Below are 525 nucleotides of genomic sequence, written 5' to 3'. Positions count from 1 at the left end.
GATCATCACCACGTCGATCAGGCCGAGCACGACCAGCATGATGGTCGTCTCGGTCAGCTTGGTGCCCTTGGCGGCATCGCCGCTGACGCCGACCGCGGTGAACACCGCCTGCAGCGCCGTCTGGCTGCCGAAGGCCGCTTCGACCAGGTGCACCAGCTCGACCCAGAAGTGGAACACGTAGACCGCCTGCGCGACGATCAGCCCGAGGTACAGCGGCAGCTGCAGCCAACGGCTCATGAAGATGAGGTTGGGCAAGGGGCGCAGCTTGCTGTTGCTGTGGTCGGGGATCTGGGTCATGGGGTGTGCAGGGATAGTCCGGTTGCCTGAAATTGTAGTGGGCGCACCATCGGTGAAGACCCGGGCGCCTGCGTCAGTCGTTCGTAAGAGCAGCTGTCTATGGTGCGTGCAGAATTCGCAAACCGCTGAAGGAGACAAGCATGAGTTCGAGCGAGCACAAGGTCTACGCCCCCCCCGCGGCCTTGGCCAAGGCCGCCCATGTGTCCGGCATGGCCGCCTACGACAAGC

1 protein-coding gene is annotated in these 525 nt (G+C 63.8%); it reads right to left on the bottom strand.

What is annotated here, in order from left to right; all coding sequences use genetic code 11:
• A partial coding sequence (locus tag AC1D01_RS38235) for a YqhA family protein (RefSeq protein WP_477875240.1) occupies positions 1 to 297 on the bottom strand: 297 nt, incomplete at its 3' end.
• Between the last annotated feature and the right edge of the window lie 228 nt (positions 298 to 525).

Source organism: Rhizobacter sp. P3_B12, assembly GCF_056402895.1.
This window is presented reverse-complemented; position numbering and strand designations above follow the sequence as displayed.